Source organism: Dyadobacter endophyticus (assembly GCF_014641595.1).
GTDB classification, from domain to species: domain Bacteria; phylum Bacteroidota; class Bacteroidia; order Cytophagales; family Spirosomataceae; genus Dyadobacter; species Dyadobacter endophyticus.
Genome location: NZ_BMIA01000011.1, coordinates 1 through 23693, shown reverse-complemented (window position 1 = coordinate 23693; position 23693 = coordinate 1). Strand labels below are relative to the sequence as shown.

19 protein-coding genes and 2 rRNA genes are annotated in these 23693 nt (G+C 47.7%); 1 reads left to right on the top strand and 20 read right to left on the bottom strand.

Features of this window, described 5'->3' with window-relative positions; all coding sequences use genetic code 11:
- Together IEY24_RS32535 and pruA are read right to left on the bottom strand one after the other, a co-directional pair.
- Window positions 1-75: ribosomal RNA gene (locus tag IEY24_RS32535) — 16S ribosomal RNA — on the bottom strand; the annotation flags it as partial.
- Window positions 76-321: 246 nt separating this feature from the next.
- On the bottom strand, window positions 322-1953 hold the full coding sequence (pruA, locus tag IEY24_RS32530) for an L-glutamate gamma-semialdehyde dehydrogenase (protein WP_188939474.1): 1632 nt from the start codon (window positions 1951-1953) through the stop codon (window positions 322-324).
- 201 nt (window positions 1954-2154) lie between these two features.
- On the opposite strand from pruA, the gene thrC reads away from it, so the two are divergent.
- Window positions 2155-3462 carry a threonine synthase gene (gene thrC / locus IEY24_RS32525; RefSeq protein ID WP_188939473.1) on the top strand — a complete coding sequence of 436 codons (1308 nt, stop codon included), beginning with the start codon at window positions 2155-2157 and terminating at the stop codon, window positions 3460-3462.
- Between the two features lie 133 nt (window positions 3463-3595).
- Here the strand turns inward: thrC and IEY24_RS32520 are convergent, their stop codons facing one another.
- The 18 genes from IEY24_RS32520 to rrf all read right to left on the bottom strand — a co-directional run bounded on the left by IEY24_RS32520 (window position 3596) and on the right by rrf (window position 23441).
- A complete protein-coding gene (locus tag IEY24_RS32520; protein WP_229223387.1) occupies window positions 3596-5407 on the bottom strand; it encodes a tetratricopeptide repeat protein in 1812 nt (603 codons plus the stop codon).
- Window positions 5408-5840: 433 nt separating this feature from the next.
- The gene (locus tag IEY24_RS32515; protein WP_188939472.1) at window positions 5841-7457 is read right to left on the bottom strand and encodes an Ig-like domain-containing domain; all 1617 of its coding nucleotides are present in this window, start codon (window positions 7455-7457) and stop codon (window positions 5841-5843) included.
- Between the two features lie 68 nt (window positions 7458-7525).
- Window positions 7526-8428 carry a class I SAM-dependent methyltransferase gene (locus IEY24_RS32510; RefSeq protein WP_188939471.1) on the bottom strand — a complete coding sequence of 301 codons (903 nt, stop codon included), beginning with the start codon at window positions 8426-8428 and terminating at the stop codon, window positions 7526-7528.
- Window positions 8428-10290 carry a tRNA uridine-5-carboxymethylaminomethyl(34) synthesis enzyme MnmG gene (gene mnmG / locus IEY24_RS32505; protein ID WP_188939470.1) on the bottom strand — a complete coding sequence of 621 codons (1863 nt, stop codon included), beginning with the start codon at window positions 10288-10290 and terminating at the stop codon, window positions 8428-8430. The genes IEY24_RS32510 and mnmG overlap by 1 nt, the downstream gene beginning before the upstream one ends.
- Window positions 10291-10342: 52 nt before the next feature.
- Window positions 10343-10756: an rRNA maturation RNase YbeY gene (gene ybeY, locus IEY24_RS32500; RefSeq protein WP_188939469.1), complete on the bottom strand. Its 414-nt coding sequence runs from the start codon at window positions 10754-10756 to the stop codon at window positions 10343-10345.
- A gap of 195 nt (window positions 10757-10951) precedes the next feature.
- Window positions 10952-14272 (bottom strand): coiled-coil domain-containing protein, encoded by a 3321-nt coding sequence (locus IEY24_RS32495; protein ID WP_188939475.1) that lies wholly within the window; start codon window positions 14270-14272, stop codon window positions 10952-10954.
- A 205-nt stretch (window positions 14273-14477) separates the two neighbouring features.
- A complete protein-coding gene (locus tag IEY24_RS32490; RefSeq protein ID WP_188939468.1) occupies window positions 14478-15218 on the bottom strand; it encodes a porin family protein in 741 nt (246 codons plus the stop codon).
- A gap of 98 nt (window positions 15219-15316) precedes the next feature.
- On the bottom strand, window positions 15317-16126 hold the full coding sequence (gene trpA / locus IEY24_RS32485; RefSeq protein ID WP_188939467.1) for a tryptophan synthase subunit alpha: 810 nt from the start codon (window positions 16124-16126) through the stop codon (window positions 15317-15319).
- Window positions 16123-16479, bottom strand: a complete 357-nt coding sequence (locus IEY24_RS32480) for a Dabb family protein (RefSeq protein ID WP_229223388.1) — start codon at window positions 16477-16479, stop codon at window positions 16123-16125. Before IEY24_RS32480 ends, trpA begins: the two co-directional genes overlap by 4 nt.
- A 61-nt stretch (window positions 16480-16540) precedes the next feature.
- Window positions 16541-16741 (bottom strand): hypothetical protein, encoded by a 201-nt coding sequence (locus IEY24_RS32475; protein ID WP_015813244.1) that lies wholly within the window; start codon window positions 16739-16741, stop codon window positions 16541-16543.
- Window positions 16742-16764: 23 nt separating this feature from the next.
- Window positions 16765-17964 (bottom strand): tryptophan synthase subunit beta, encoded by a 1200-nt coding sequence (trpB, locus tag IEY24_RS32470; RefSeq protein WP_188939465.1) that lies wholly within the window; start codon window positions 17962-17964, stop codon window positions 16765-16767.
- Between the two features lie 5 nt (window positions 17965-17969).
- Window positions 17970-18620: a phosphoribosylanthranilate isomerase gene (locus tag IEY24_RS32465; RefSeq protein ID WP_188939464.1), complete on the bottom strand. Its 651-nt coding sequence runs from the start codon at window positions 18618-18620 to the stop codon at window positions 17970-17972.
- On the bottom strand, window positions 18617-19435 hold the full coding sequence (trpC, locus tag IEY24_RS32460) for an indole-3-glycerol phosphate synthase TrpC (RefSeq protein WP_188939463.1): 819 nt from the start codon (window positions 19433-19435) through the stop codon (window positions 18617-18619). The genes IEY24_RS32465 and trpC overlap by 4 nt, the downstream gene beginning before the upstream one ends.
- A 53-nt stretch (window positions 19436-19488) precedes the next feature.
- Complete coding sequence (gene trpD, locus IEY24_RS32455) at window positions 19489-20478, bottom strand: anthranilate phosphoribosyltransferase (protein WP_188939462.1); 990 nt, start codon at window positions 20476-20478, stop codon at window positions 19489-19491.
- Window positions 20479-20533: 55 nt separating this feature from the next.
- Window positions 20534-21100 (bottom strand): anthranilate synthase component II, encoded by a 567-nt coding sequence (locus IEY24_RS32450; RefSeq protein WP_188939461.1) that lies wholly within the window; start codon window positions 21098-21100, stop codon window positions 20534-20536.
- A gap of 16 nt (window positions 21101-21116) precedes the next feature.
- Window positions 21117-21506 (bottom strand): tautomerase family protein, encoded by a 390-nt coding sequence (locus tag IEY24_RS32445; RefSeq protein WP_188939460.1) that lies wholly within the window; start codon window positions 21504-21506, stop codon window positions 21117-21119.
- Between the two features lie 12 nt (window positions 21507-21518).
- The gene (locus IEY24_RS32440) at window positions 21519-22940 is read right to left on the bottom strand and encodes an anthranilate synthase component I family protein (RefSeq protein ID WP_188939459.1); all 1422 of its coding nucleotides are present in this window, start codon (window positions 22938-22940) and stop codon (window positions 21519-21521) included.
- Between the two features lie 389 nt (window positions 22941-23329).
- Window positions 23330-23441, bottom strand: a 5S ribosomal RNA gene (gene rrf / locus IEY24_RS32435).
- Between the last annotated feature and the right edge of the window lie 252 nt (window positions 23442-23693).

The window sequence follows — 23693 nt, the reverse complement described above, 5'->3', positions numbered from 1 at the left end:
TGCTGCCCCTTCGCCTTGCATGTATTAAGCCTGCCGCTAGCGTTCATCCTGAGCCAGGATCAAACTCTCCATTGTAAATTTTGATTTGCTACCTAAGTAGCTTGATTCTATTCAAACGAGTTTTTCTTACTCTTTTGGTCTATCTCATCATGTCAAAGAACAGTGCCAACCGCGCTTCTTTTTCTTCGTGTCAGTCGCTTCGTTTGCGATTGGGATTGCAAAGGTAGAAAACATTTTTTCAAGTCCAACACCCAGGCAAGAAAAAAGTCAAATATTTTGAAAGTTCTTCAACGATTCAAATTATTCAAAAGCATTGTGCAATTACTCCCCGGAAAGGAAGGGATATTTATAGTCTTTTGGCGAAACAAGCGTCTCCTTGATCGCACGCGGTGATACCCAGCGAAGCAGGTTTAATACCGATCCCGCCTTATCATTTGTGCCCGATGCGCGAGCCCCGCCAAATGGCTGCTGCCCTACCACAGCGCCGGTCGGCTTATCGTTTATATAAAAGTTGCCGGCCGCATTCACCAAATGCCTGGTCGCATACTCAATCGCATATCTGTCTTTCGAAAACACAGCACCCGTCAATGCATAAGGAGAAGTGGCGTCGATGACGGGAATAATCTGCTCGAATTCATTTTCATCATACACAAATATAGTAAGCACCGGCCCGAAGATTTCCTCACACAACGTGACATAATCCGGTTTGAAGGCCTGGATAACGGTCGGCTCGACGAAATACCCTTTACTCTTGTCAAAATTGCCTCCTGCGACGATTTCCGTGTCGGCGCTGGACTTTGCCCCATCTATATAAGAAACGATCTTGTCGAACGATTTTTCATCGATTACAGCATTAACGAAATTAGAGAAATCCTCCACACCCCCCATTTTGATCTCCGCAAGATCGGCCAGCATGAATCCTTTCACCGCTTCCCACAAATTGGAAGGAATGTAAGCCCTGGAAGCCGCCGAGCATTTCTGTCCCTGGTATTCGAATGCACCGCGCACAAGACCCGTCGCAACTGCTTTCGCATCCGCCGACCGGTGCGCGAGAACAAAGTCCTTGCCGCCCGTTTCACCGACGATTCTTGGAAATGTCTTATAAGCAGCTATATTCTCGCCGATGGTTTTCCAAATAGTCTGAAATACTTTGGTACTACCAGTGAAATGCACGCCTGAGAAATCGGGATGCTTGAAGATCACATCCCCGGCAACCGGGCCATCTACCAAAACCATATTAATAACGCCATCCGGCAGCCCCGCTTCTTTGAACACCTTCATGATCACATTGGCCGCGTATACCTGCGTAAATGCCGGTTTCCAGATCACCACATTACCCATTAACGCAGGTGCGGCAGGCAGGTTTCCGGCGATGGCCGTAAAGTTGAATGGAGTAATGGCGAAGATGAAACCTTCGAGTGGACGGTACTCCATACGGTTCCAGACACCCTCCGAAGAGATTGGTTGCTCCTCGTAAATATCCCGCATGAAGTTCACATTAAGCCGCAGGAAATCAATGATTTCACAGGCCGAATCAATTTCTGCCTGGTAGGCATTTTTGGACTGACCCAGCATGGTCGCGGCATTCATTTCGGCGCGGTATGGACCGGCGATCAGTTCGGCGGCTTTGAGGAATATCGCCGCGCGTTGCTCCCAGGTAAGCGTCGCCCAGTTTTTTCTGGCTTCTAACGCTGCATCTATCGCTTTGCCAACGTCTTCCTTCGTCCCTTCATGAAAATAGCCCAGAACGTGCTGATGGTCATGCGGCGGCGCCACTTTCTGCTTATTCTGAGAATAAACTTCTTCGCTACCTATGTATTGTGGTATCTCAATGGTTTTGGAGCGTGCTTCGGCAAGCGCTTTTTTGATCTCTGCGCGCTCGGGGCTGCCTGGCGCGTAACTTTTTACCGGTTCGTTTTTAAGTGCCGGTACATCGAAAATTCCTATCGACATATTACCTGGTTTGTTTTATTGATCTACAATCTATTATTAATGAACAAAATTATCCCGCGGCACGATCCGCGCAAGAGTTTTACAGCAAAGTGCAATGCCACAATTTATCCCGAAAATCCATTTAAAAGTTTTCAAAATAACTGACCTGGTGGGATTTTAGTTAAATTTGCGCTCCCATTTTCCGGATCAATTTATATCAAAATGATATTCTACAGTACCAAAACTGCCGACTTGAAAGCATCGCTGGAAGAAGCTATTTTCAACAGCCTTCCTCCCGATAACGGTCTCTACATGCCCGAATCCATCCCGACTATTTCCGGAGAATTTCTGGCCAATATTGAAAATAAATCCTTCAAAGAGATTGCGATCGAGGTCACCGCCACGCTTTTGGGCAGTGAAATTACAAGAAGCGAAATTGAATCCATCATCGATCGCGCATATGATTTCGAGGCGCCGGTAGTGAAAATTACCCCGAACGACTACGTGCTCGAACTGTTCCATGGCCCATCCATGGCTTTTAAGGACTTTGGAGCGCGGTTTATGGCTGCAATCATGTCCTATTTTTTGCAGCGTTCAAATAAGGAAATCCGCATTCTGGTAGCGACGTCCGGGGATACCGGTGGTGCCGTTGCACAAGGATTTTATAAGGTGCCAGGCATTTCGGTAACAATCCTGTATCCAAGCGGAAAAGTGAGCGATATTCAGGAAAAACAGTTGACGACCCTGGGACACAACGTAACGGCTCTGGAAGTAGACGGAACGTTTGACGATTGCCAGCGACTGGTGAAGGAAGCATTCCTCGATCCTGAACTTTCTGAGAAATACAATCTCGCTTCTGCCAACTCGATTAATATTGCCCGGCTGATTCCACAGTCGTTCTATTACTTCGCGGCCTACGCACAGCTGAAAAAACTTGGGAAGCCGTTGGTGATCTCGGTTCCAAGCGGAAATTTTGGAAACCTGAGCGCAGGTCTCCTCGCCTATCGCATGGGTTTGCCCGTCGAACATTTCATCGCGGCTACAAATGTAAATAATGCGGTACCGCGCTATCTAGAGTCGGGAGCTTACGAACCGGTTGCTTCCATTGAAACAATTTCCAATGCAATGGATGTAGGCAGCCCGAGCAACTTCGTACGGTTGATCCGCTTTTTCAACGACGACTGGAAATCTGTGACTGAAAAAATTTCAGGTGCCTATTACAATGATGAGCAAACGCAAAAAGCGATGCGCGAAGTTTTTGGTAATGCCAACTACGTGATGTGCCCGCACACCGCTGTTGCTTATCGCGGTCTTCAGGAGTACCGGAAAAAAACGAAGGGTGATTTCACCGGTGTCTTCCTTTCCACGGCCCATCCGGCAAAATTTATCGACTTGGTGGAAGAAACGCTAGGAAAAAACATCGAAGTGCCCGAAAGACTGAAATCATTGCTCGATATTGAAAAAGTGTCGATCAAAATGAAACCTGAATTTTCAGAATTCAAATCGCTATTAATGAATGAGTTAAAATAGATATTTGGCAATTTAATCTCCCTGAGATTTGAATATTTGACAGAATCTGGATAGAAGTACGTGAATATTAAAACGTAAAAGGCCTCGAGTCGACAAACTTCGGGGCCTTTTCTATGCAGTAGCAAAAAATTCTCTAGTTGATCACATCGCCTCTCAAAATCCGGAAGCGCTTCCGTGACTCGGCGACGAAAATGCTGCCCGGATATTTTTCCATCAGCTCCTGGTACAATTTCATCGACTGGTCCTTGTCATTGAGCTTCTCCTGGTAGAGCTTGGCCATCGCGAATAGCGCGTCATCGCCGTAAAGGTCATGTCCAAATTTCGAATACAACAATTTCAGATCGGCCATTGCCTGCTGGTTGCTGTCGAGCTTGATATAAGTCCTGGCGGTAAGCCAGAGGATCTCATCGGCCAGGCTGTGGTTTTCGTATTTCTTATAAAGTTGTTTCAAAGTATCAATCGCTTCGAACTTCTTGTTTTGGAACAACTGCAACTCCACGGCGGAATAAGCCTTCATAGCAGCTTCAGTACTATCGAGGCCGGTGTTGTCCATGATTAAAAGTGAAAGCTCATTGGCATCATTAGCAATCTCGCGGGTAGTCGCCTTTTTCAGGATATCCAAAACGGCTTTGGCCAGTTCAAACTCTCCTTTGAAATAATGCAGCTTAGCATTCCGGAGCTTCGCTTCATAACCCAGCACATCGTCCTTCTGCGATTTCTCAACCTGTGAGTATACCAACGTCGCTTCCCAGGGTTCTCCTTGCAGCAGGTAAATATCACCGAGGTCGAGCTTACATTTATCTACAAAATTCTTCTCGGCCTTGCCTGCTTCGATAGCGGTTTGCAATATTTCGATCGCCTTTTTGAAATCATCCATATAAAAGGCATTCAAAATCGCCATGTTACGCAATGCTTCGATCGTGCGGACATTCACGCCCAGCTCGTCGACAAGCTGCTGGTATTGCCCCAGCAGCTTTTGCACCTCACTTCTCTTAACGGGATAAGTGTTTTTGACCTGCTCCTCCCGTGCAAAAATAGCCATTCTCCGAGCCACCGGATAGAGCTGCCCTTTCGGGTATTCTTTCACCAAATGATCGAAGATCGTTCCCGCATTGTTATAGTCCAGGTTCTGCAAGGCAAGCATTCCGAGGTTGTAAAGTCGCGATCCGTTGTGCTTGAACCGGCGGTCAAGTGCGCGTTCCTGGACAAATGCTTTGTAAAAATCTTTACGCTGCACCTGATACCAGATCAGTAATTCATTATAAAATCCTTCACTGGGAAATTTCTGGATCTTATCATACAACACTTTTTCCAGCAATACCTGCTCCTTCTCGTCCTTCGTAAAGTCCTGAAGCATGTTCTGAACGACCTCGATATTCTGGTAGCGCATTCCATAGGAAAGCAGTTCGTCGATCATCTTCTCGGGCTGATTCAGGTCGCGGTAAACACTTGCGAGTTCCAATTGGAAGATGTCGTACCGCTTCGCGCTCTCCCTCGCTTCGAGCAGGATATTCTTCGCCCATTCTGACTGGTTCTGCGCCCGGAATTCGTCCGCCAGATCGCGTTTAAGCTCCGTTCGTGTGCCCGAAGCGGTGATGACTTGCTCATACTTTTTGGACGCCTCTGTGGCCTTCCCCTGGTTCTCAAGCATAATGCCCCAGTTGAGATAATACCAGGCCGCATTGTTCGCATCTCCTTTGATCTGCTTCTTGAAAAACTGCTCACCGTCTCCCCATGCCTTGCTCTTCACAATGCAGCTTGTGTAGTTCTTAAGCGAAATCTTCTCGAATGAATTTTTCAGGAAAGAAGAATAGTAACTGAGCGCCTTGAGACAATCCCCATTCTTGAAGTATTCCTCGGCCAGGTCCCGCTCCCCCTGCCCGAACGCCGCGGCCGCCCCGGAAAGCAGAAATCCTATCATCAAACAGCTCGTAACCTTTTTCATAATAGATAAAAAAACTTCTTCCTTTAGTTATTATCCTTCATTGGGGCTGTGGATTTGTGAATAAACTCCTTATCCACTGTAGATTAACACACTTATCCACAAAATGTGAATAACTTATGTGAGTTATCCACTGTAGCGATTTTTGAAATCAACATTTAAGTACTTGAAATACAAGTTAGGAAATAATCTGTTCACATTGGAATGTGGGTAAACGGCTTTAGTTGGCTACTTTTGTTTTCCACAGTTTCTAAAGTGTATCAACGTACTGTTAACTTCGTTTTGGTTGTCGGTTATCCACTGCAGGAAGAAATCTGGTTTTTTATCCACACATATTAGGGGTTATCCACAAGGTTGTTCACATTTTGACCCCTCTTACCAACAAAATTTCGGCGTTATACACATAGTTATCCACAGACTGTAGACAAAAATGTCGTTATTTTTCTTCAGGAATGGCAATGTTGATATCGTTCAACTCGAAATTGGCCTTCAAAAGGATCTTATCCGGTAGGTAGTAGACCGGTTCGGGCTGAAGATCTTTGTCCATCTGCCCGGTGTCCCACCTTCTGTTCCGGTTTTTGTCAATGGTGATGCGTAAAAAGTATTTTCCCTGAGGAATATTCTTGAAAGTATAGGGCGAAACGTAGTGTGTCTCGATCACTTTATACTGCTCGTCGACGAGGTCCAGGATGAAATGCACAGAGGTGTCGGCATTGGTAACGCGGCCACGAATTACACCGTAATCTTCTTCATTTAAAACCGGGTGTCTAAGCAGGGTTTTGGGCAATGTATCCCCTTCCACACTAATGATCGCGCCCTTCGGTATATCGAATTTTACAGTGTCTTTTGCGAACGATTTAGCATCGATTGTGAGGATGTTGTGGTTTTTATTCCATTGGTATTTGAATGCATTAAGCGGCTCGTGCGTGAGGCTGTCGGAAATTATGGCGATTTTTTGGTCGTCGATAGTCTTGATCGGTTTATTCAGAATGAGCTTGTAAGTGAAGCTACTCGTAACGGCTTTATTGGCTTCCGGAAGGGTTGTAAGCGATATCGGATCGAGCTGGCGCGTTTTCCCGCGCTGTGCCTGAAATGCAATTTTCTGTTCGAATTCACTGGTTATTCCCAAAGAATCCAAGGTCTTGAGCTTTACTAAAGTAGTGTCGGGGTGCGGCTCAACATTGAAAAATTTGAGGTTTGTTCCGTTAGGTTCTAGCAGGTAGGGAAGCGAATCTTTGTTCACGAAAGTCACTTGCACGTTCTCGATAGGCTTGCTGAAGACGACTGCATAGTTGTTTACTTTGGGCAGCGTGCGTTGGATTTTTAACTGTGTGTTGTCGGAGAGATACATATTAAGCTGATACGCCGCGGAATCGGTGCCTGCGGTGATCGTTTTATTCAGAAAGCCCATCCGCTCATCTTTGGCATTATAAAGCATGTTGCGGTTTTTGTCGTCGATGGCAATGAGTTTATACTGTCTGGTCTGAATGTTTTCGATCGAAAATATGCCGCTGCTGTCGGTTCGGGAGAAATAGTAAGGCTTCTGTTTGGCAATGTTGAGTGTGTCGCTCACATTATAGAGTCCCACCAAAGCATCGAAAATCGGTTTGTTCGTCCGGATATCCTTCAGTGTCCCATACACACGCCCGGAGTCGAGGGAATTGCCTGTGCTGAATACAATTTTTAAATTTTTCGCGGGATTTTTTTCGGCAAAATCCTTGATAGCATCTCCGAAATTGAGCGTGTAGGTAGTGCTGTCCTTGAATTGATTTTTGAAAGAAAGGGATACTGACATGCCGTTCTGCTTATACGAGTATGGGTTATCTGCCTCGGGCGTGATCACGAGTTTCTGGTTGATATTGTCGACCACCACATATTCGTCGAAGAATAGCTCAAGTTTTTTTCCTTTAAAATTGAGGGTTTTGTTCAAGGGATTGCTTTCCACCAGATTTGGCGGAATGGAGTCTCTTTTGCCGCCGGTTGGGGGAACCTGCTGTGCGCAGCGCTCGAAGAAAAACACTATGAGGATAGCAAATACAATGGTTCTAAGCATTTTCAGATTTAATTTAAAAGGCCCCCAATACAGTGGGTATTGAGGGCCGTTTGACGTGTTGAGACTTTTCAGTTTTTCGAGATAATGTAGATCAGACTGGAAGTGTTTAATTCCTTGTTTGTTCCGGTGCGTCCTTTCAGATTAGATTGAAGGCCCGTGATGACGCTTTCAAATAGGTTTGTTTTGCCGTTTTTATATTTGGTACTGAGCATACTCACATAAAAGGAGTCGAACCACATAGGAAGGATCTTTTTGACCGTCAAACCATGCCTTTGAAGCAGGTTTTTCATGGTTGCGCGTGTGAAATGATACAAATGCCTCGGGACGTCGTAGGCAGCCCAAAAACGGCCGTATTTAGCCGCGTCGTGAGATTGCGGATTGGGTACTGCAATAATGATCCGACCATTTGGTTTCAGATGATTTTGAAGCCAGTCGATCGTTTCGTTCAGTTTATGTACATGTTCCAATACATGCCACATCGTGATGATGTCATATTGCTGCAAGCCTAAGGTTTCTTCCGTAATGGTCTCGAATATGGTTGCCCCTACCCTTTTGGATGCAACTTCACGAGCACCGGGGTCCGGTTCTGTCCCGAAAGTTAGCCAGCCATCGTGCTTTACTGCGGATAAAAAATTGCCGGTTCCGCAGCCAATGTCAAGCAAAGTTCCCTTGGGTTGAACGAGACTATTGATCAGGTTTACCTTTTGTTCAATGGTATGGTTTCGCACGGAGGTGTACGCCTTACTCATCAGGTCTTTGGCTTCGTCGTGGTGAGAAATGTAATCCTGAGACTCGTAATAAGCGCCGATCTGCTCCTCTGACGGGCGCGGATTGGTGAACAGTAAGTAGCAGGAATTGCATTGCTGGATTGTAAATTCTTTGTGCGAAACGGTATAGTCCTCCACATTCAGGTAATTGCTGAAACTGGATTGTTGGCATACCGGGCATTTTTCGAGCGTTTCTAAAGACATTAGCGGCCTATGTAAAGCATTAAAACTGATATATCCGAAGGGCTGACACCGCTGATGCGCGAAGCCTGACCGATCGTTGAAGGGCGTGTTCTTTTCAGTTTCTCACGGCCTTCGAAGGACAAGGAAGTGACCACGTCGTAATTGAAGTTGTCAATAATGGCGAGGTTTTCCAGCTTATTCATTTTCTCTACAAGCAGCATTTCTTTTTCGATATAGCTGTCGTATTTCAGGTTGATTTCGGCTTGCTGCACGGAATCCGTCGCGTAGTCAGCGAGCAGTTCGGTTACGGTAGGGCTTGCTTCGAGCAATTGGTTTATCGAAATCTGCGGTCTTCTAAGAAGCTGTGCAATGGCAATTTTCTCGCGGATCGGAGCGGTACCGATGGCTTCCAATGGTCCGTTGATTTCGTCCGGTGTGAGTTTGGTTGCGCTCAGCTTGCCGATAATTTCTTCGGTTTCGCGCTTCTTTTTACGAACTGCCTCCACCCTTTCGCCGCTAGCCAAACCGATTTCGTATCCTTTTTCAGTAAGTCTTAAATCGGCATTATCCTGGCGCAATAATGTGCGGTACTCGGCGCGGGATGTAAACATGCGGTACGGCTCTTCGGTGCCTTTGTTAATAAGGTCGTCGATCAGCACGCCTATGTATGCTTCGGATCTTTTGAGAACAAACGGCTCGAGATCGTTCACATTACGGTGCGCATTAATGCCTGCCATCAATCCCTGGCACGCAGCTTCTTCATAGCCGGTGGTACCGTTGATCTGCCCTGCGAAAAACAGGTTCTTCACAAGGTGTGTTTCGAGTGTCGATTTCAGCTGGGTTGGTGGGAAGTAGTCGTACTCGATGGCATAACCGGGGCGAAACATTTTGGCGTTTTCAAAGCCGGGGATTTTCCGAAGTGCGGCATATTGTACGTCTTCTGGAAGCGAGGTGGAGAAGCCATTGACATATACTTCCACAGTATCCCATCCTTCCGGCTCCACGAAAATCTGGTGGCGGTCTTTATCAGCAAAGCGGTTGATCTTATCCTCTACCGACGGGCAATATCGTGGACCAAGTCCCTTGATGCGTCCCGAGAACATGGGCGATTTTTCGAAGCCGGTTTTCAGCACGTCGTGTACCTCCTGGTTGGTGTAGGTAATCCAGCAGCTCCGTTGTTTGGCGAGTGGTTTGGTATCGGTGTAGGAGAACTTAGCGGGATTTTCATCGCCGGGTTGCTCTTCCATTTTGGAATAGTCGAGCGAGCGCCCATCCACACGTGGGGGCGTACCGGTTTTCATCCGTCCGGCTTCGAACCCGAGCGTTACCAATTGTTCCGTCAATCCGGTGGCAGATTTTTCTCCGGTGCGGCCGCCGCCGAAGTTCTTTTCGCCGATATGGATAAGCCCATTCAGGAAGGTACCGTTGGTAAGGACGACGGCCTTCGACCGGATTTCTATTCCCAGGCTGGTCACAACTCCGCAGGCTTTTCCGTCTTCGACTATAATGCTCTTGGCGGTGTCCTGCCAGAAATCGACATTAGGATTATTCTCGAGAATTGACCTCCATTCCTCGGCGAACCGCACGCGGTCGCTCTGGCAGCGGGGGCTCCACATCGCAGGACCTTTGGATAGGTTGAGCATCCTGAACTGGATCATCGTTTTGTCGGAGACGATCCCAGACTGTCCGCCGAGGGCGTCGATCTCCCGGACGATCTGTCCTTTCGCGACGCCGCCCATCGCGGGGTTGCACGACATCTGTGCGATGGTATGCATATTCATTGTGATCAGTAGTACCGACGAACCCATCGTCGCTGCTGCAGCGGCGGCTTCGCATCCTGCATGGCCTGCGCCTACCACGATCACATCATATTCCTGAAACATATTTGCTACTTGTTAAACCACTTTAATTAAAGTGTTCCACGTGGAAATTTAACTAGAAGAGCCTAAGATACTCATCTTCTTTAGCCCTCATGGCCGTTTTAAGCGCTTCACTCGAGTCTTCGTAACCCACGAGGTGGAGAAGTCCATGAATGAGCACACGGCGCATTTCTGAGTCAAAATCGGTGTGGAACGTTTCTGCATTATCCCGTACCCTGTCTACACTAATGTAAATATCACCTTCCAATTCCTTGTCTTCCTCACTATTGTCAAACGTAATGATGTCAGTGAAATAGTCGTGGTCGAGATACTGTTTGTTGATTTCGAGCAGGTATTCGTCTGAACAGAATATGTAATTCAATTGCGAGACTTCATAACCTTCTGAAAATGAGGCGTTTTTGATCCATTTCTTCGTTTTGATCGGATTAACTACCTTAAAATCAATGTCTTCGGAGAAGAAACTAACCATGTCTGAATGATCGCGCGCCAGTGTCCGCACAAGCGTAGCCAGAGCACGTGATATTTAAATATTTGATCGTAAATAATTTACAAACTTACGAAGTATACGGATAAGAACATGAAAAGCAGGGTATAGCGTCTGTAAGCCTCTGTTAAAAAGAGTTAACGCTATCCCCTACCCTAGCCCAACAAAACGGGCGTGCGATCAGTTCTTGGCCTGGTATTTACGGAAGTAGGTGTCTACCTCCCGTTTGTAGAATGGTGAGAATGTAGGCGGTATGGTGCGGAGTAGTTCGGTTTGCTTCTCCTTTTCGCGAATGTATTTTTCAAATGCGGCAGGTGGCTGTTTGGGCAGTTGCTTAGCCGCCTGGGCCTTGCGTTGCTCGTCTTCGTCCTGCTCTTTCATCGCTTTTTCCGATTCGAGCAGGCGGGTGGTGATTTCCTGGTTGCGTTTAATGAGTTCCGGTGTCACGCGTTTGTTTACAAGATCCGTTTCCGACTCATCCATCTTCTCGGAAATCTCCTGCAATTCCTTGCCCATTTGCTTGCCTTGCTCGGTGCCTTTCTGCTGCTCCATCAGCTCCTGGATCATCTTGCGGATCGCGGCTTGCTGTGCGGCCATTCTCGCGAGTTGTTCCGACTGGTTGCCCTGTCCTTCCTTACCCTGCCCGAGTTTTTTCATCTGGCCGTTCAACTGTTCCTGCATTTCGCCTGCGCTGGGTTGCTGGCCTTTCTGTTTGCCTTTCTTGCCTTTGCCGGCGCCGGGCATCGCCATCGCCATCTGCTGCTGCATCTGGTTAAAAACGTCGCTCAGCATTAAGGCCAGGTTGTTCATGGAGGTCATGGCAAACTGTTGCTTCGAGGTAGCCACATTAATCTGCCGGTCTTTAATACTCTTCACGCTCTCGTTCATGTACGACTTCATATCATTGAGCTCGCGGGTAACGAACGACTGGATCTGTACCACGCGACTGGCCAATGCGTACAAGCTATCCTCGACAACCTTCGCGTCGTCTTTCAGTTTCAGCTGCTGCTGGCCGAGTTTCACGAAACGCGGGTCTTGCAGGCTTACGCCCCGGAAGTCCTTCATTAATGTTTCCTGGTCGAAGGAAAGCGTAATCAGGTTTTCGAGAATGTCGCGCAGCGCATCCATGTTTTCCTGAATTTGCTCCATCTCCGCCGACTCCATTTGTTCCTGCATCGACTGAGACATTTTCTTCATCGATTTTGCCGCGTTTTTTTGCGACTGAGACGCTTTCTGGTTCTGTTGCTTGTCTAGCTGCTGCTTGCTCTGTTCCATTTGCTCAGAAGCGTTTTTTTGCTCCTCTTTCTGCATATCGAGCTCCTGTTCCAGCTCCTTGCCCATTTCCTCGATTTCCTTGCTGTTCTCCTGCGCTTTTTTGAAATCTTCCTGAATCTTTTCCTGCTCTTTTTTCAGATCGTCGTTCTTCCCTTTCTTATCGTCGCTGTTTTTGTTCTTATCGTTTTGCTCCGACTTATCAGCCAGTTCCTCCTCCTTATCGGCCAAATCATTCAGTTTTTCCGCGAGGTTCTCCATTTTTTGCTCCATCTGCATCTGCTTGAAGAGCTTCATGGTCCGTTCCAGTTCTTTTTCCAGGTTGTTTTCCTTGTTACGGAGCTTTTCGAGCATGGTCGACATCCGTTCGCTTTGTTTCTGTTCCAAAAGCTTTTTAAGCTCCTTGTATAGTTTTTCGGTATCCTCGTCCATGAGGTCGTTCATGAGCTTCTGCAACTGTTCGATCTTGGCTTGTAATTCGGGGCTCTGCTGGTTGAACTGCCGTGCCTTTTCATTCGCATCCTGATGCTTTTCTTTCAGTGCCTCCAATTCCTTCATCAGCTCTTCGCGCTTGCGCAGAACCTCCTCGATTTGTTTCTGCTCTTTAAAATCGAGCTCTTTATTGCTTTTAAGCCGATTATCGAGGTTTTCGATATCCTTTTGCAAGCTCTGGGCCTTTTTCATGGCCGATTGCATCTGGTTCTCGGTCTCCTGCTCCGATTTGCGGACTTCCGCTTCCAGCTGATCTTTGGACGGAACCGTGAACTGGATCGAGCGCGAACGGGCGCTTTTCGCGCCATTTACGCCGTCATTATCCCAAACCTGGGCATAGTACTCGATCTTGTCCCCCGGCGCCAGTTTCAGGCTATCCACATACCACTGGAAGAAAAAGCTTTGCGTATTGACAGTCTTGTTAAATGGAATAGGAATGCTCCTTGGCTGTGCAGGCTTCTCCTCATTCGCTCTTTTAACGGAATAGAACATTCTCAGCTGCGAAAACCCGTAATCATCGCTGATCGATCCGCCCATTACCAGGTAGTTATATAGTGTCGTATCCTGGAAATTTTCGAGGTTCATGACCGGATATTTGTCCGGAATTACATTGATAAAATAGCCGATCTTGTCCGAATTGGTTGTTTCATCATTTTTCAGATTAACCTGATATTGAGCCGATTTTCGCACCGTTCTGCGGATCTCGAAATGATCGCTATCGCGCTCTTTCGCAGTATACAATGCCGAATCGTTCTCGAATCTGATGGCCAGCGCATTGGTAGAAGAAGTATTGAAATTCCACTCGATGGTGGTGCCTTCCGGTACCGACAGATTCCCTACGTTGTTCAGTCCCTCGGAAGGTTTGTTCAGATACGCAGGATAATGCAGGTTTACATCAAATGAGAGCAGCGAAGGCTTTTCATTCACTACAATGCGATATTCTTCCGAAGAATAGCCGGCGGCGTCGAATGAGAATGCAACATCGCGTTGCAGGTTTTTGAAGGTGTAAGAAAAATTCTTGGCGCTCTCCTGGGTCAGTTTGAAGCGGGTTCCATTCTGCACGAGGTATACAGCGGATGGAATAGCTTCTCCTTTTAAGGTGAGGTTCAATGTAAAATCCTCGTTTCTAAATGCTTTCAGGCTCTTGTTTTGTAATTCAAAAGAGAATGGAGCGTAGGTGTAATTCTTCTGGAAATGGATAATGCGGTCGGAACTGGAAGAGAAGAATGACGGATTGAAAAGCAGAATTACGGCAATGGCTGCCAGCGGATAAACGGCGTATTTCAGCCGTTTTTTATTTTCGTTAAAACGGATGGCATCAGAAAAGCGGACGATCAGCAACTGCCCCGATTTTTGCCGGATACTGGCATCGATCAGGTCCGACTGGGTGCCCGTCAGGTTTCCCAGTTGAAGCGTATTCACCAGTTTATCACCTATTTCCGGGAAATACTGCCCGATCTGCAATGCCGCTTCTTCGTCGGACAGTGGTTTTTTCAAACCATACAAATGAATGATCGGTTGCACTACCCACTGCACAAAGGAAAATGCCAGCACCGCCAGGAAGCCAAAGAACAGCATCCCGCGCACCAAAGAGCTGAACCGCCCGAAATATTCGATCGTATTGAAAAACAAAAAGACAGTCAACAGCAATGCGATAGAGAAGATTGCACCCTTGAGTAACTGGTTCTGATAATATTTCTGACGGTATTCCTGAATGCGGAGCAACAGGCCTTCCATTGAGGTAGTGAAAGGAGCCATATGGTTTAGGTATAAACTGTGAAGTTTTTATAACGCATGCCGCACGCAAAAATTACCGAATGCCTATACGCGCCGGAAAACGGTTTTAAAAACAAAGAAATATAGCAAATTTCCAGCACATTTACCCCGGAAAGTATTGAAAAACCAGGGTATCGTAACACCTAGGGCCACCATTCAGCTCTCGTCAGAGCGTAATCAGTAAACCGGCGGATGCGTAATTAATCCAGTTGAAATTATAAATCTTGTCATTATCTGCTCCACCTTCGAGCAAGCGGTAGCCAAGCTTGATCGCGATCGTATTGTTGAAGTTGTAGGCAATGCCGCCGAAGACGTCCTCGGCGCGTCCCTGCTTGGCCGCCAATGCATCACCTTCAAGGATGACCGCCCAATGGTAGGCCGGTTTCCAGGAAGCATAGAAATTAATGAGCGGTACGAAGCCGAGGTTGTCATAATGCGTATCGGCATACTCGCTCTTGAACCGGATGTCGGCATCACGTACTTTGGCAGTAAGCCCCGCCCCTACCCTCCACTTTCCATTCGCGAAAAAATCGTAGCGATAGGTAAGCCGGTATGAGTTGAACCGGTAATCGACATTGAGCGGCTGACCGGGGAGAAAGAGTGAATTATTGAAATTCGTGTTCTGTGAAACAGCCCCGCGATAGTGGATCGTCAGCGGCGCGAACAATGCGGAGATATTGTGGCGGTTCCCAATCCGGTAACTCGCACGAATGCGATAGAACGCACTCCGGTCCAGTTTCAATTGCTCTGGAAGATTTACGCGCGTGCCGCTTCCGCTGGGAATTTGTACTTTATTGTAGGTGGTACCTAAAATGAGCCCGCCCTCGAGGTCAAAATTGAACTGGGCCAATACGGGCGTATATACGCTGCATATGAGGAGGATGAGGGAGCAAATGGCGGTTTTCATAGGCAACATGGGATATAAAAAAACAAACAACCCGGGGTCGGATTGTTTGTACAAAATTAATGCCTGAAGAAAAATAAAATCGGCCGCTGCGCGGCGAATTATGCGGGAATTGGCTCGGAGGAGCGTTTTACCTCTCGCACAAATGCCTTGATATCATTTTCGAGGTCGGTACTCTGCTGCAACACTCGGATGAACGCGCTTCCGATGATCGCACCGGCGGCGTGGCTCGAAGCTTTCACGAACGTGTCGTGATCTTTGATACCAAAACCGATCAGTCGTGGATTGCGGAGGTTCAATGCGTCGAGCTTTTCGAAGTACGCCTCCATGTCGCCGCTCACGCCGGATTTCGAGCCGGTGACGCTTGCAGAAGAAACGGTGTAGATAAACCCTTCGCTCACCTCGTCGATCTGCCTGATGCGCGCCTCTGAAGTCTGCGGTGTTACCAGGAAGATATTCAGCAATCCATGCGCGTCGAATACGGATTTATATTCATCCAAATAAACATCCATCGGCATATCGGGCAGAATGAGTCCGTCCACGCCCACTTCGGCGCATTTGGCACAGAATTCCTCGATGCCAAACTGCAATACCGGGTTGATATAACCCATGAGCAGTACCGGCACGGAAACTGTTTCGCGCATGTTTTTTAACTGATCGAATAAAATACGAACGGACATGCCGTTTTCAAGTGCGCGGTCATTGCTTTGCTGGATCGTTTCGCCGTCGGCGACAGGGTCGGAATAAGGCATTCCAATCTCCACGAGGTCGGCGCCGCCATCCTGCAATGCTTTCAGCACACGGGTAGTATCGTTCAGTTCCGGGAAACCGGCTGTGAAATACACGTTCAGCAGGCCTTGGCGGTCGGCATTTTTATTAAAATTCTGAAAAAGACTTACAATGCGGTTCATTCTTGTGTCCAGTAGTCAACAACCAATACTTTGTCCAGATGAGGTTCCAGGACTTTTACAAATGCTTTGTGCTCCGCGTGAGGCAGGTACACTTCACGACCGGCTTCGCTGTCGAAGCTCACGAAAAACACATGTGTGAAGCCTTGTGCCAATCCTTCGGGGCTGTTGTTGGTACCCCATTCAAATCCTTTTACCTCTTTGATTTTGGAGGGGAGCTTGCGGAAAGCATCTTCCACTTCCTTCACTTGCGCTGGCGTTGCAGAATCCTTGAATTTGAAAAGAACAACGTGGCGCAGCATTTTTTTAGGTGGATTTGAAGGTGAAACAAATGATATGGTGCTGAAAAGGACCATGGAAGCAAGCAAAAAGAGTTTAAATCTCTGCATATTTGGTATGGATTTAAGGTGATCCGGACTAGGCTGAGCAATTGAGGCATTCGCCTTCGTCGCTAAATTTCAGGCGGTCGAACTCGCCTAGTTTTTCTTTCATTTCGAGGATTTCGTCTTCCATATCGCAACGTTCGAAGAGCGATAGTTCACCTGAGTTTACCTTTGCTTCCAGTTCCTGGATCTTCAACCGCAGGTCAAAAACCTCTGGCAATGTCAATGTAGCCATGTGATGTTGTATTGAGGTGAGAATTAATCGATGTATTTCATATAAGTGCCCATATCCTTGTCGCCGCGACCCGAGAGGTTCAGTACCACCGTTTCGTTCTCGGAAGCGCCCAGACGGCCCAAAACGGCCAATGCGTGCGACGATTCCAATGCTGGGATAATGCCTTCAAGGCGCGTCAGTTCGAATGCAGCCTGTACAGCCTCGTCGTCGGTAGCCGACAGGAACGTTCCGCGGCCGCTGGCAGCAAGCCAAGCGTGCTGAGGGCCGATGCCCGGGTAATCCAACCCCGCGGAGATGGAAAATGGTTCCACTACCTGGCCATCTTCGGTTTGCATCAGGATCGTGCGGCTACCGTGGAGTACACCAGGCTTGCCCAGCGCGACTGTTGCTGCCGAATGGCCGGAAGTGAGCCCCAATCCCGCGGCTTCCACAGCTACGAGCTTGACGTTTTCTTCGTCGAGGAAGTGGTAAAATGCCCCTGCCGCATTGCTGCCGCCACCTACGCAAGCGACAACGTAATCAGGCGTTTCCTTACCAATATGTTCTTTCAATTGCCAGCGGATTTCTTCGGAAATAACCGACTGGAACCGCGCTACCATGTCGGGATAAGGGTGCGGGCCTACCACGGACCCGATAATGTAATGCGTATCGACCGGGTTGTTGATCCAGTGGCGCATGGCTTCATTAGTGGCATCTTTCAGCGTTCGCGACCCGCATGTAGCCGGCCGTACTTCAGCGCCCAGCATCTTCATACGCGCCACATTGGGTGCCTGGCGCTCGATATCGAGCTCGCCCATGTACACGACGCACTCGAGGTCCATCAAGGCGCACACGGTGGCCGTAGCTACACCATGCTGGCCTGCGCCGGTTTCAGCCACAATGCGTTTTTTGCCCAGGCGTTGCGCCATCAGGATCTGCCCGATGGTGTTGTTCACCTTATGCGCGCCGGTGTGGCAGAGGTCTTCCCTTTTGAGGAAAATATTGGTTTTATATTTTTCAGAGAGCCGGTTGGCACGGTAAAGTGGCGTCGGACGGCCTACATAATGGCGAAGTAAATCATTGAACTCCTTTTGAAAAGAAGGGTCTGCGATTACTTGCAGGTAGTTTTCACGCAGCTCTTCTACATTCGGGTACAGCATTTCAGGAATGAATGCGCCCCCGAAGGTGCCATAATACCCGCGGTCATTTACCTGATACGACTTCTTTTCTGCAATTGATTCCATAAAAACTAAGCTTCCGCTTCTTCTTGTTCTTTTACGCGAACTAAACTAAATAACTCTTCCAGCTTGGCGATGTCCTTCACGCCCGGCTCGGTTTCGAACTTGCTGTTGACGTCGATGCCGTAAATGGGAAGGGTTTGGGATAATGCGATGATCTCCTCGATGTTGTCGAGCCCGATGCCGCCGCTGAGAAGGAAAGGCTTCTCGTTATCGTACTTGCCTAGTAATTTCCAGTCGAATGCCGCGCCGTTGCCACCAGGGTTTTCGCCTTTCGTGTCGAACAAAAACAGGTCACAAAACGACTTGTAGTTGTTGAGCATGGCGAAATTGAATTTCTCATCGATCGAAAACGCTTTGATCACACTCACGCCTTTCTGACGAATGCTCCGGCAGATGTCCGGCATTTCGTTGCCGTGCAGCTGCGCATATTGCAGGTCGTATTTTTTGACCATATTCAGGATATGGCCTGGGTTTGCATTCACAAATACACCTACTTTCTTGATGTTTTGGGGGATGCTGCGGATATATTCTTCATCCAGTTCTTCACCAACAAAGCGCGGCGACTTGTCATAAAAAATAAATCCTATAAAGTTAGGCTGTAAGGCCACAACCTGCTCAATGTTGCCTTGCTGGCGCAATCCGCAAACTTTAATTTTCATAGAACCAGAGGATTTAAATTGCTATGTTGAGTTAGATTTTGCTGCAAACCGGCAAGTGCGGCCCCGGGGTTTGCAGTTTTCATGAACGTTTCTCCTATCAAAAAGCCTTTGTAGCCGTGTTGATACAGCCTCACAATGGTTTCAGCGTCTTTCAACCCGCTTTCCGAAATCTTAACAAATTGCTCCGGGATCAGCTCGCTGAGTTCGATCGACGTTTCAATAGATGTTTCAAATGTCTTCAAATTGCGGTTATTGACCCCGACGATATCAATATGCTGGCCTACACTCACAGCCAGTTCTTCCGCATTATGGACTTCCAGCAGCACTTCCAGCCCCAGATCATGCGCCCTGCGGCTCAAATGAGCGATTTCCGAAGATGTTAGACAAGCTGCGATGAGCAGGATCACATCCGCTCCGATGGTTTTGGCTTCGAAAAGCTGGTATTCGTCGACAATGAAATCCTTTCTGAGCATCGGGATCTGCGGATTGGCCTCCCTTGCTTTCAGGAAATCGGCAAATGAGCCGCCGAAAAAGTCAATATCGGTGAGTACCGAAAGTCCAGCCGCACCTGCATTCACATAGTCCTTCGTCACGATTTCAGGAAGCACGTCGGCATTGATAATACCTTTCGAAGGTGATTTCCGCTTGAATTCCGAGATAATGCGGGGTGTGGTAGATGATCTTAAAGCCCCGGCCAGTGAAGAAGTTTCCCGCGTAAACAATGGCTCCTTTTCCAGGTCGGAAACGGACCGCTGTTTTTTCGACTCGCTGATTTCTTCCCGCTTACGGGCGATAATTTTTTCTAAAATATTCATCTAAAAATGCTGTAACTGCAATTATAAAAAAGGGATAAATGCTTCTCCGCTAACTATTCTTCAATCAATTTTTTGAAAGCAGCCAACGCTTTCTTGCTTTCGAGCGACTCCCGGGCTGTTTGCACAGCATCAGGGAGCGACAATGCAGGATTGGCACAGTAAAGCGCCATGGCTGCATTGGCCAGCACCGCCTGCTTCTGCGATGGCGTTGCGGTGTCGTTCAAAACATTCATAAAAATCCGGGCCGAATCTTCGACTGTCACGCCGCCAGACAAATCATCGGCGCGCAATGTTTGAAGCCCTAAATGAGAAGGGGTAAGAACTTGCTCGGAATGAGCGGTGATAATTTTAAAAGCACCTGTCAATGACACTTCGTCGTAGCCGTCTAATGCGTGAAGAACAAGAAATTGCTTATCCGTTTGTTGGTAAAGATAAGCAAAAAGACGCGCTAATTCAAGACTAAATACGCCCACAAGCTGTTTTTTCGGCGATACCGGGTTCACCATGGGACCCAACATATTGAAGAACGTTTTCACACCCAATTCCTTCCTTACCGGCGCCACGTTCTTCATAGCAGGGTGAAAAAGAGGGGCATGTAAAAAACATACGCCTGCCTGATCGATCTTCCGTTCGAGGTAATCCTTATCATTCGTAAACTTAGCTCCCAGGTATTCCAGCACAGTCGACGACCCGCACATGGACGAAACCCCGTGATTACCGTGCTTTGCTACTCGCTGGCCGGCCCCTGCCACTACAAAACACGATAGCGTCGAGATATTGAATGTATCCTTGCCATCACCGCCGGTTCCGCAAACGTCGATGGGGTCGTAGGCCGACAAGTCAACGGAAAGGCAGAGTTCGAGCAAACCGTCGCGGAAGCCTTCCAGCTCTTCCACAGTAATGCTGCGCATTGCATAAGTAGTTAGAAATGAGGCGATTTCGGAATTGGAATACTTGCCGGTTCCAATACCTATTAAAACGTCTTTGGCTTGCGATTTGTCGAGGACTTTGTAATCAAAAAGATGGCTAAGAATGTGTTTCATGACAGGTTTTAATGCTAATATCGTCTGGTAAGGTGGTGTTATTTGAATGCGGAGGTCAGATTTGCAACCAGTTTTGCAGCATTTCCTTGCCATGCTCCGTCAATACCGATTCCGGGTGGAATTGGAGTCCTTTCACGTCGTATTTTTTGTGTGAAAGCCCCATTACCCGACCCTTTTCGTCGACGGCCGTGATAGTAAGATCGTCTGTAAATGTTTCGGGAATAACGGTCCACGAATGGTACCTTCCGACTTTGATCTCGGAGGGGAGGCCTTTGAAAATGCGGTCGCTGGCGTCGGTGACAATGGCTGTATCAGCAATGCCATGCAGTACGTCGGTCATGTTTTCCAGTGTAGCACCGTAAACCTCCCCTATTCCCTGATGTCCGAGGCAAATGCCCAGGATGCTTTTGCTGGCCCCATACTCACGGATCACGTCGTGCATAATGCCCGCTTCTGAGGGAATGCCCGGTCCCGGTGACAAAAGGATCTTGTCGTAATTTCCCACGTCTTCCAACGAGATTTTATCGTTCCGGTAAATGTCTACCTTGTCGTGCAGCTCGCGGAGGATGTACACGAGGTTGTAGGTAAAAGAATCGTAATTGTCGAGAACTAATATTTTCATTTGATTTCGAATCGTTTTAAACGGCAATTTTATAATCCAGGACCAACTCGTCCCCTGCTTTCCCACGAATGCCCCAGTTGTGCGGTGGTGTCTCCGTGAGCGTAATTTCCACGTCGTTGGGCGCGATACCGAGCTCTTCTTCGAATTTTTGGAAGATCAGCTGATATAAATGCTTCTTCGCTTCGATCGAGCGGCCTGCGAACAGCGCTATTTCGATGATCGTGTAGCGCTTGCTTCTGCCTTCGGGATAAAAGAAATCTCCTTCATCGAGGTAAAAGAACCGGTGTGCCCGCTTGTTTTGCGGATATTGAAAGGCTTCTACAATGCAGCTGTGCAATGTGTCGGACAATTGCTCCCGGATCGCGTATAGCGAAGATTTGAGGCCATATATCTTAATCTGCGACATGGTATCTTGCTTTTAGAGTCCTTCCGCGACCTGAATAGCCTGGCGCAAGGCGGCCAGCTTGCTATTAATCTCCTGCAACTCGCTTTCGACGTTGGATTTCGCTACCACGCCCATTCCGGCGCGGAAGAAAAGCGTGTTATCCTTGCTGAGGAACGTCCGGATTGCGATAGCGTGATTGAAATCGCCATTGAAATCCATAAAACCGATAGCGCCGCCATAAATGCTGCGATTGCTGTTCTCCATCTGGTTAATCAGCTTCATCGCATTATGTTTGGGCGCGCCCGATAATGTGCCCGCGGGAAAGGTGTCGGCCACCAATTGAAGTGGATTGACGCCTTCATTCATTTTACCAACTACTTTCGAAACAAGGTGGATCACGTGTGAATAATATTGCACTTCCTTGTAATTCGTGACTTTTACGGCGTCGCAGCTGCGGCTAAGGTCATTGCGTGCCAGATCGACCAACATCACGTGCTCAGCAGTCTCTTTTGGGTCATTAAGAAGGGCCTGGGCAGCTTCTGCATCTGCCTGGTCGTCGCCGGTCCGGCGGAACGTACCCGCTATCGGGTGGATTTCTGCCTGGCCGTTTTTGATGAATATCTGTTTTTCGGGGGAAGATCCGAAGATCTTGTAATTGCCGTAATCGAAATAGAAGAGGTAAGGCGAAGGGTTGATGGAGCGCAATGCGCGGTAGACGTTGAATTCGTCGCCCTGAAATTTGCGGCTGAAACGACGTGAAGGAACGATCTGGAACACATCCCCGCGAAGGCAGTGATCGATGCCTTTCTGGATCACTTTTCGCATTTCGTCATCGGTAACATTCGAAGTTTCGTCGGCCGTAATGCTGAAACCATATTGCGGAAAGTTCCGGTTCTTGATCAGCACCTCGATTTGGTCGATACCACCTTCCTCTGTTGTCTCGCCATATTGGTGTTCAAAAATATAGAGTTCGTTTTTGAAGTGGTTAATGGCAATGACATATCTGTAAACCTGGTAAAATATCTGGTCAATTTCGGTCTCCGTGCTGGCCGGCTGTATTTCGATGTCCTCGAAATAGGTAACGGCGTCGTAAGTCATGTGACCAAAAAGACCGTTGGTGATGAATGGGAATTTACTTTTTTCCGAAACAAAGCTCTGTGCGAATCCATACAATGCCTGGACAGCATCCTTGCGGTTAGCCAGGTCGAAGTTCACTTCTGAACCGTCCGGAAATTTCTGTGTAACCGTGCTGTTGTTTAGTTTAAACGACGCGATCGGGTCGCAGCAGATATAGGTGAAAGAGTTTTCGTTGCCGTGGTAATCGGAGCTTTCCAGGAGGATTGTATTGACGAACCGGTCTCTTAGCTTCAAATAGATTGATACCGGTGTCAGGGTGTCTGCAAGGAGCTTTTTGTGGCGTGTGGTAATTGGGTAAGTTTTGTTCAGGGTTTCCATTTGCAAATTATAATGTAAGTGTATAAAAAAAACGGCTCGCTGTCAGATGAACAGCGAGCCGTTTGGATGTATATATTCGTTCTATACCATGCAATAGCCTACTAGTCCATCTCGGAAAGATGAGTACGCCACCACCAAATAGTATTGAATAATTTCATAGTTGATTGTTGCCTTGCGACAGTTATGGATGCAAATATAGAAAAAAGAATAATTGCTGCAGTATGCTGCAAAATTTTTCTGCAAGAATTTGCAATGAAGCTATGCGGAAAGAGGCGTTTGGAGCCGGAAATATTTGAAAAGGGGGCTGAAAAGATTCTGCCATAGTGACAGCTTGGGTCTATAAACGCAAAAAGCCACCCATTACTGAGTGGCTTTTTGCGTGTTAATAATTGTGGCGGCTACCTACTTTACCAGGTTTGATCCAAGTATCATCGGCGGTTCGGGGCTTAACTTCTCTGTTCGGGATGGGAAGAGGTGAACACCCGGCCAATAGCCACCAACAAGGTCTTTGTTGGTTAATTGTGGTATGGGATGGGAACAGGTGAAGCGAATCGTCGCGCCGTCCCGGCCAATAGCCACCAACAAGCTCTTTCGAGGGAGGAAAGGGAGGAAGGCAGTAGGCAGGAAGGGTTATCCCTTTCGTCCTTTGTCCTTTTTTCCATTTTCCTTCTTTTCATGTCATATTGGAAGTAGAAGAGATGAGAATAGAGGTTAAATGTGCAAGCTGTTGGGTAATTAGTACTGCTCAGCTAA

Bases quoted from the DNA above. Each gene is read 5' to 3' on its own strand.
- pruA (WP_188939474.1), bottom strand. From the start codon at position 1,953: ATGTCGATAGGAATTTTCGATGTACCGGCACTTAAAAACGAACCGGTA.
- thrC (WP_188939473.1), top strand. From the start codon at position 2,155: ATGATATTCTACAGTACCAAAACTGCCGACTTGAAAGCATCGCTGGAA.
- IEY24_RS32520 (WP_229223387.1), bottom strand. From the start codon at position 5,407: ATGAAAAAGGTTACGAGCTGTTTGATGATAGGATTTCTGCTTTCCGGG.
- IEY24_RS32515 (WP_188939472.1), bottom strand. From the start codon at position 7,457: ATGCTTAGAACCATTGTATTTGCTATCCTCATAGTGTTTTTCTTCGAG.
- IEY24_RS32510 (WP_188939471.1), bottom strand. From the start codon at position 8,428: ATGTCTTTAGAAACGCTCGAAAAATGCCCGGTATGCCAACAATCCAGT.
- mnmG (WP_188939470.1), bottom strand. From the start codon at position 10,290: ATGTTTCAGGAATATGATGTGATCGTGGTAGGCGCAGGCCATGCAGGA.
- ybeY (WP_188939469.1), bottom strand. From the start codon at position 10,756: ATGGTTAGTTTCTTCTCCGAAGACATTGATTTTAAGGTAGTTAATCCG.
- IEY24_RS32495 (WP_188939475.1), bottom strand. From the start codon at position 14,272: ATGGAAGGCCTGTTGCTCCGCATTCAGGAATACCGTCAGAAATATTAT.
- IEY24_RS32490 (WP_188939468.1), bottom strand. From the start codon at position 15,218: ATGAAAACCGCCATTTGCTCCCTCATCCTCCTCATATGCAGCGTATAT.
- trpA (WP_188939467.1), bottom strand. From the start codon at position 16,126: ATGAACCGCATTGTAAGTCTTTTTCAGAATTTTAATAAAAATGCCGAC.
- IEY24_RS32480 (WP_229223388.1), bottom strand. From the start codon at position 16,479: ATGGTCCTTTTCAGCACCATATCATTTGTTTCACCTTCAAATCCACCT.
- IEY24_RS32475 (WP_015813244.1), bottom strand. From the start codon at position 16,741: ATGGCTACATTGACATTGCCAGAGGTTTTTGACCTGCGGTTGAAGATC.
- trpB (WP_188939465.1), bottom strand. From the start codon at position 17,964: ATGGAATCAATTGCAGAAAAGAAGTCGTATCAGGTAAATGACCGCGGG.
- IEY24_RS32465 (WP_188939464.1), bottom strand. From the start codon at position 18,620: ATGAAAATTAAAGTTTGCGGATTGCGCCAGCAAGGCAACATTGAGCAG.
- trpC (WP_188939463.1), bottom strand. From the start codon at position 19,435: ATGAATATTTTAGAAAAAATTATCGCCCGTAAGCGGGAAGAAATCAGC.
- trpD (WP_188939462.1), bottom strand. From the start codon at position 20,478: ATGAAACACATTCTTAGCCATCTTTTTGATTACAAAGTCCTCGACAAA.
- IEY24_RS32450 (WP_188939461.1), bottom strand. From the start codon at position 21,100: ATGAAAATATTAGTTCTCGACAATTACGATTCTTTTACCTACAACCTC.
- IEY24_RS32445 (WP_188939460.1), bottom strand. From the start codon at position 21,506: ATGTCGCAGATTAAGATATATGGCCTCAAATCTTCGCTATACGCGATC.
- IEY24_RS32440 (WP_188939459.1), bottom strand. From the start codon at position 22,940: ATGGAAACCCTGAACAAAACTTACCCAATTACCACACGCCACAAAAAG.